This window comes from Longimicrobium sp., assembly GCF_036554565.1.
In the GTDB taxonomy this organism is placed as follows: domain Bacteria; phylum Gemmatimonadota; class Gemmatimonadetes; order Longimicrobiales; family Longimicrobiaceae; genus Longimicrobium.
Map to the genome: position 1 here is coordinate 1 of NZ_DATBNB010000499.1, position 6,407 is coordinate 6,407.

Below are 6,407 nucleotides of genomic sequence, written 5' to 3' on the forward strand. Positions count from 1 at the left end.
CGTGGCCTCCAGCCACAGGATGTACGCGCAGGGCTGCGCCGCGCTGAAGTCGAACGGGTGCCCGCCGGCGGGGGAGACGGCGTGTCCCGCGGCGATCGGGGCCAGATCGAGCTGCCCGGGCATCGGCGGGTTGCCCTGGAAATAGACGCGGCCCGCGCGCGCCATGGGGTGGTACACGGTGTACAGGGCATGGACCTCGTCGTTCACCTTGGCGCATCCGCCGCCCCCGCCCAGCAGCTCCTGGATGTTCAGCGACACCACCTGGCGCGTCTCCACCGGTCCTCCGGCCCAGTTGAGGTGCCGCGTGTACTTGTACGTGAGGTTGATGATGGCGATCCTGGCCAGCGAGTCCGCTCCTACGGGCGCGTGGGAGGCCACCTCGCGCGCCTCGAACGCCAGCGTCCAGGTGCGCAGGGTGCGCCGGTCGCCCGCGGGCACGGCCTGCCCCGCGGCCAGCGCGCCCAGGTCGATGCTTTCGTGCGTGAGCTGGTCGCTGCGCAGCACACCCAGGTGGTCGCTGTCGCGCGTGAACCGCCCGTCGCCGCCCTGCGTCAGGTCGTTCACGCGCGGCACCTTCACCCACCCGTCGGCGTCGATGTCGGCGTTGATGCTCACCACGCGCGGCGCCGCGGGGGGCGGCTGGGGAATGCTGACGGTGGCTCCCGGGTTGTTCACGTAGAAGGGCACGGCGTTCACCGACCACGCGCCCAGCCCCGCGTCCCAGTACCAGAACTGCAGGTGGCCGATCTCGGCCGTCCCGAGGTGCGCCGTGGTCAGGTTGAACACGGCGCCCGGCGCGCCCGTGTTCTCCGCCGCCGTGAACCGGTACTCGACCGCCGTATTCGCCTGCGCGTCGGGGAGGATGCCGTTGAGCTCCAGGTTGCCCGTGAACGCGAACTCGCCCGCGGTGGTGAGCCCGGCCGGAGTAAAGTCGTTGAACGCGGGCTTCACGCGGTACGCTCCCACGCGGGTGAACAGCGGCTTGGTGTCCGGCTCCAGGCCGTCTCCGGGACGTCCGCCGCCCACGCACAGGCGCACGCACAGGCACGCCCCCACGTTCTCGCGGCCGGGCTTGTGCCCGTCGGCCTTGTCTTCGTCGATGAGCACCGCGCCCCCCGCGGCCGCCACGTGAAAGTACACGTCGGGTCCGCTGTTCAGCGGCGGCCACGGCGTTTCGACGTTGATGAGGGGCGACAGGAACGTCTTCCGGAAGTCGGCGCGGGAGTAGTGGATGCGGAAGTGCCCGTCGGCGTCCGTGACGGCCGTGCCAAGGGTGTCGTCGGAGATCCAGTCGGCGTCGTACGCCGTCACGGTCAGCCCCGCGGCGCCCTTGCCCGACTTGCAGTCGCCCACCCAGCCGCAGATCACCCACGCGTCGAACAGCGCCCGCAGCGCGCACCAGAAGCGGTGCGGAACGCAATAGCGCCAGTGCCACGACAGCTCCCGTCCCCAGTCCGGCGCCAGCGTGGTCAGGTGCGCCTGCACGCTCTTGCGGCGAACGTCCCCGTTCTGTCCGGGCATGCGCGAAATGACGACGTCCACCTCCACCGGGCCGCCGTCGTAGCGCTTGTCGTCTACCAGCTCGATCGAAAAGCTGCCCTCTTCGTCGGTGTGGCCTTCGGCCAGCAGGCGCGGCTCCTTGGCCTCCACCTGCTCAGCCGTCAGCACGGCGAAGGTGTCCTTGGGACGGGCGGCCACCAGGTCGGCGGCGCGGTCTTCCAGCGGCCGGTACAGGCGCACCCGCACCCGGGCCATGGGCTCGTGGCACTCGTCGCACAGGTAGCCACACAGGCGGCCCTCGAAGCGGTGACTCATGGGGATTTTCTCCGGAAAAGGGTGGTGAGGCGGTGGCGCACGTGCAGAGGCGGGATGTGCCGGTCGCCTGGCCGCGCCACGGCGGCGGTGCTGCGGCAACGCGTGCGCCGGGGTGCTGCAGGATCGCCGGACGGCGCCTGGCACCCGGGCCACCGGAGGGCAGGGAGCGAGCCGCTCGGGGGCCGCCGCGCGTTCTGCCACCCTTAACGTCCTGTTCGTATCTCCACTTGCGTGCACTTGCAGTCGCCGCCTGTTTGCACGCGGCAGAAGGGCGACTGGGGCGTGGATGACGCGGTGGATGGGACGGGAATGCCGCATGGGGGCGCGTCCGCCACTCTACCGCCAATGGCAGTAGAAGGAGACAGAAACAGCCAGAGATACGGAGGAGGCGGACCTCCGATCTCTGGCTGTTTCTGTATCTCGCATCGACCGGGTCCTGCGGGGCCGGATGCGGGACGATCCGCGTGGGTCAGGCGGGATACAGCTGGCGGGTGAACGTCTTGTCCCGCTCGGAAAGCTCGGTGTTCCACCCGACCTCGAACCCGCCGTTCGTCAGCTGCCTGGGAACCGGGTAGTGCATGATGGAGGTGGGATCGTACGCCGAGGCGTTCGTCTGCGAAGCGGCGTACTTGCCGAAGAGCTGGCTGTCTACCTGCTCCTTCGTCCACCCCTGCGTGCTCATGTAGTAGCGGTACGCCGCCGGGCGGTTCCAGGGGATGTTCCCCGCCGGGCTCATGTGCTCGTGGATGAACCCCAGCGCGTGGCCGAACTCGTGGAGCGTCGTGCGCGAGAACTCCGACTCCGCGGTCTGCTCGGTGAACCACCCGTAGTTCATGGTGGGCTTGCTCCTGGAGATCGTCAGCGCGTCGGTTCCCAGGTACGACCACGAACCCTGCCCCGGCGTGCAGGTGATGCGGATCTCGGCGTTGGGATCGGTGCCGAAGCTGAACTTGATGTTGGCGTAGTGCTCCCACTGGTGCGCGTACTTCTCGATCTGCTCGCGTACGCGCGGGGGCGGATTGTCCAGGAACCGCACCCGCAGCGTGCGCCCGGGCTTCCACAGCTTGCCTTTCAGCCCGGCCAGCCGCGCCCCGTCGCCCCCCGTGCCGGGCGGCCCGGAGTTGCGGGCCTGCGCGTTGTCGGCGCGTTCGTCCAGGGCCACCATCTCGGCCTCGCCCTGCAGGGCGGGCGGGAGGACCATCTCGGTGCAGGCGTGGACCTCCTCGATCCGAAGGTTCTCGCCGCCGTCGGCCGCATCGTCGCCGGTCTGCTTCTTCCTCGTCGGCATGATCTGGTTCTCCGATCGAAAGGGTTGATCCGCACGCTTCATGATCGCTGCCCGTCACCGCCGTTTCCCCGGTGAAGCCTGACCACCTGGCCATCCGGGATGTCGAAGGGCTCTTCGCCCTCGCCTTCGCCCGCTTCGCGCTCCAGCTCGGAAAGGGGCCGCACCCGGTCCAGTTCCGACGCGCCCAGGTCTTCGTCGCCTTCGTCCATCAGCTCGAACCAGGGAAACCCGTGCTCGGTGTAGGTGCGCGCGCTGACGGGGGAGGGGGGCGGAGGCCGGCCGGTAACCGCCTGGAACTGCTCCGCGTTCAGCAGGTGCACCCACAACGCGGTGGCGGCCGAGGTGTCCCACGTATCGGCGCCGTGCGGATCGGGATACACCTTCTGCGCGATGCGCCCGCCGGCCGCGATGCCCATCTCCGCCGGCCCCGCGGCGAACGCGACGGTGGGTGGCCCGCCCAGCATCCCTCCGCTGGGACGCGGGTCCGGCTCGGCATGGGGCGGCTCGTCGGGAAAGCGGCCGGGGCGCGGGGGATACACCACCAGCTGCATTCCCCCGAAGCGCTCCCCGCCGGTGACCTGCGCCTCGACGGTGTAGCCCCGCCCCAGCGGCGCCGCCACCAGCTGCCGTACCTCGCCCGCCGCCGTGCGGATGCCGTCCAGCCACAGCTGCGGGGGGCACACCAGGTAGTCCTGCGGCCCCGGTCCCAGGGAGGGCGACCACGGCCCGCCGGTGAGCGCGTTCACCCCGCCGACCCCCACCTGGACGGCGTGGGGGTGCCACGAGGGCGCCTCGAAGCCCAGCCACAGCGCCTCGCGCGGGTGCAGGGGCACGAACACGCCGCCGCGCTCGCGCCAGGCGGCGGGGACCCGGTGGGCGTAGTCGTCCACCGCCATCACCGGCAGCGCCCCCAACCCGGGGGGAAGCCGGCCCGCCGCCGTCCCCTCGGGCACGCGCAGGGTGCGCTGGAACGAGATGGAGAACCGGCCGCCGAACGCGACCGATCCGTCCGCCCGCACCGCCGTCTTCAGCGGGGGCATGCCGCCGTCACTCGAAATCGGCCATCCTTCCGAAGGCACCCGGCTCTTGGACGTCGTCGCTCATGGAAAAGGTCTGGGTGCGGGAAGCTGCATGGACGAGGTTTCTCACCCGGCGAAGGAATACTCCACGTACAGCGGCGTCTCCGTCACCGCCTCGCGGAACGCCCGCCATTCGGCGGTGCTGGCGCCGTCCCTGGGCGGGTTGGGCGCAACCACGGGATCGCTGCCGCGGGACAGCAGGACCCGTCCCCGCGTCTTGCGCAGCAGCTCTTCCATCAGCGGGGGGTGCGGAAGCCGCCAGCCCAGCGACTTGGCCGCTTCTGCGTCGGCCGAAACCAGCGCCACCAGGTCGGCCGATTCCATGGCGGCCAGGGCGGGAGCCGGCGTCGCCCACTGGCTGCAGTGGTGCGGCACCTTGTACAGCACCGTGCGCCGCAGGAGCTCCGCGGGGGGCGTGTCGGCGTCGGACCAGCGCAGCTCGCTCCACGCGGGCGGCGCCACCCGCGCGTCGCCGGGAAACAGCAGCACCTTGCCGGTGCCGGGAAGCTCGAAGGCCAGCACCAGGCTGCCGTCGTTGGTGTGGCTTTCCAGCGTGAGCGCCAGGCCCCGCCCCATTCCCAGCCAGTCGGTGTCGATGGCCCGCCACGCCAGCGTCTTCTCGTAGTACTGTTCGGTGAAGAACCTGGCCGCCTCCGGCGGCGCGTGCGGCGGCTCGCCGTTCCGGCCGATCACGAGCCGGTGGCTGAGGTCGAAGGGCTGGTTTCGCTCCAGCCGCTCCTGCTCCTCGGGGTCCGGGCCGTCGTCTCCCATCCGCAGGAACCGCTCGGCGGCGCAGAAAAAGGAGCTGCTCAGGTCCATGGCGCCCTGGGCGGCTTCGGCTGCGGGCCGTGACGTGGGCGGGCGCGGGCCCAGTACGTACGCCTTCGCGCCGCCGCCGGGGAGCTGCATGGGCGCGTCGCGGGTATCCAGGTAGCGTACCCGGGGCGAGGCGGCGCGCAACGCGGCCAGCGCCGCCTCTTCGTCGTCGCGCGAAGCCTGCGCCCCCGCGTCGCCCCCCTCGGCCGCACACTCGCCGAACAGCCCCAGCACGCCGGTGACCCCCTTGCTCAGCGGGTTGCGCGCAGGGTTCCGTTTGGCCGCGGCGCGCAGGCGGGTGACCAGCGCGCGCCTGCGTGCCCGGATCGCCCTGCCGCCCTCGTTGCCGGGGTTCTCGGTAGAGGGGAGCCATACTTCGTCGATGTGCATCCGGCCGAACACCTCCGAGGCGTCGGCGAAGCCGGAGACGTGGTCCCAGTGCGTGTGGGTGGCCACCACCAGGTGCAGGTGTCCGCCCGTCGCCTCCTCGATGTCGCGCGCTACCGCCCGCATGGCCTCGGCCGCGTCGGGGCGGCCCACCACGCCGCAGTCCACCAGCACGTGCGTGTCGGTTCCGCCGGCCGACAGGGTGAGCAGAAAGCAGTCGCCCAGCCCCTGCCGGTACATGCGCACGCGGACGCAGGTGCCCGGGCTCACGGGAGCTCCTGGGCGCCGTCGGGCTCGCCGTGCAGAAAGGCGAAGGGCTCGCCCCCCGCCTCCAGCGCGCCGAAGTAGGTGGCCTGCAGCGACGAGACGGCGCCGGTGGTCAGGAACCGCATCTGCCGCTCCTCGCGCGCCGTGGAATTGATGTCCTTGCGGATGCAGTAGCGCGCGTGCCCGGATTCCAGGTCGAACACCAGCGTGCAGCCGCCCCGGAACCAGAATCCGCCCAGCCCGCCGGGAACGGGCGCCTCGACCCAGCGTGCCTGCGAGAGCTCCACGATGAGATCGGTGAGCAGCTGCCCGTCGGGACCCACCCGCCGGGCGGGCCGCACCGCGCTCACGTCCCAGCCCGTGCGCCCCTGCTTCTCGGCGTCCCTGGGCGGCTTGGGCCCGGTGTCGGCGAAGTTCAGGCCGAAGTCCTTCTCCTTGCCCATCAGAGTCTTCTCCAGGCGCGTCTTGAACGCCTTCCGGGCCCGGGCGATGGCATGGCGCACCTTGATCCGGTCGGTCGAGAGATCCCACCCTTCCAGCAGCTTCTCCACCGCGCACACCCGCGACAGGTTGGGCATGTCGGCGAAGAGCACCGCGGCGTCCCAAGTGCGTGGCGTGCGGCCTGTGCCCCGGCTGAATTCGTCGAAGCGGCGATGACGCGCAAGCTGCGCCGGCTGCGGCGCGACCGACTCGCAGCGGCATGCTTGCGCCTGGATCCCGACGAAGAGCGCGGGCTGGTGCGAAAGCGGAACCCG

4 protein-coding genes and 1 pseudogene are annotated in these 6,407 nt (G+C 71.3%); all 5 read right to left on the reverse strand.

Annotation, left to right across the window (positions count from 1 at the left end):
• A partial coding sequence (locus tag VIB55_RS13720; RefSeq protein ID WP_331877219.1) for a hypothetical protein occupies window positions 1-1,815 on the reverse strand: 1,815 nt, incomplete at its 3' end.
• A gap of 469 nt (window positions 1,816-2,284) precedes the next feature.
• Entirely contained in the window at window positions 2,285-3,103 is an 819-nt protein-coding gene (locus tag VIB55_RS13725) for a M12 family metallopeptidase (protein WP_331877220.1), read from the reverse strand.
• 38 nt (window positions 3,104-3,141) lie between these two features.
• Window positions 3,142-4,143, reverse strand: coding sequence for a hypothetical protein (locus VIB55_RS13730; protein WP_331877221.1), 1,002 nt, complete (start codon window positions 4,141-4,143; stop codon window positions 3,142-3,144).
• 105 nt (window positions 4,144-4,248) lie between these two features.
• Window positions 4,249-5,655 (reverse strand): MBL fold metallo-hydrolase, encoded by a 1,407-nt coding sequence (locus tag VIB55_RS13735; protein WP_331877222.1) that lies wholly within the window; start codon window positions 5,653-5,655, stop codon window positions 4,249-4,251.
• Window positions 5,652-6,407, reverse strand: a pseudogene (locus VIB55_RS13740) (hypothetical protein); the annotation flags it as partial. The pseudogene VIB55_RS13740 and the gene VIB55_RS13735, both read right to left, overlap by 4 nt.

Coding starts and splice junctions, on each gene's coding strand:
- VIB55_RS13730 (WP_331877221.1), bottom strand. CDS start 4,143: ATGCCCCCGCTGAAGACGGCGGTGCGGGCGGACGGATCGGTCGCGTTC.
- VIB55_RS13725 (WP_331877220.1), bottom strand. CDS start 3,103: ATGCCGACGAGGAAGAAGCAGACCGGCGACGATGCGGCCGACGGCGGC.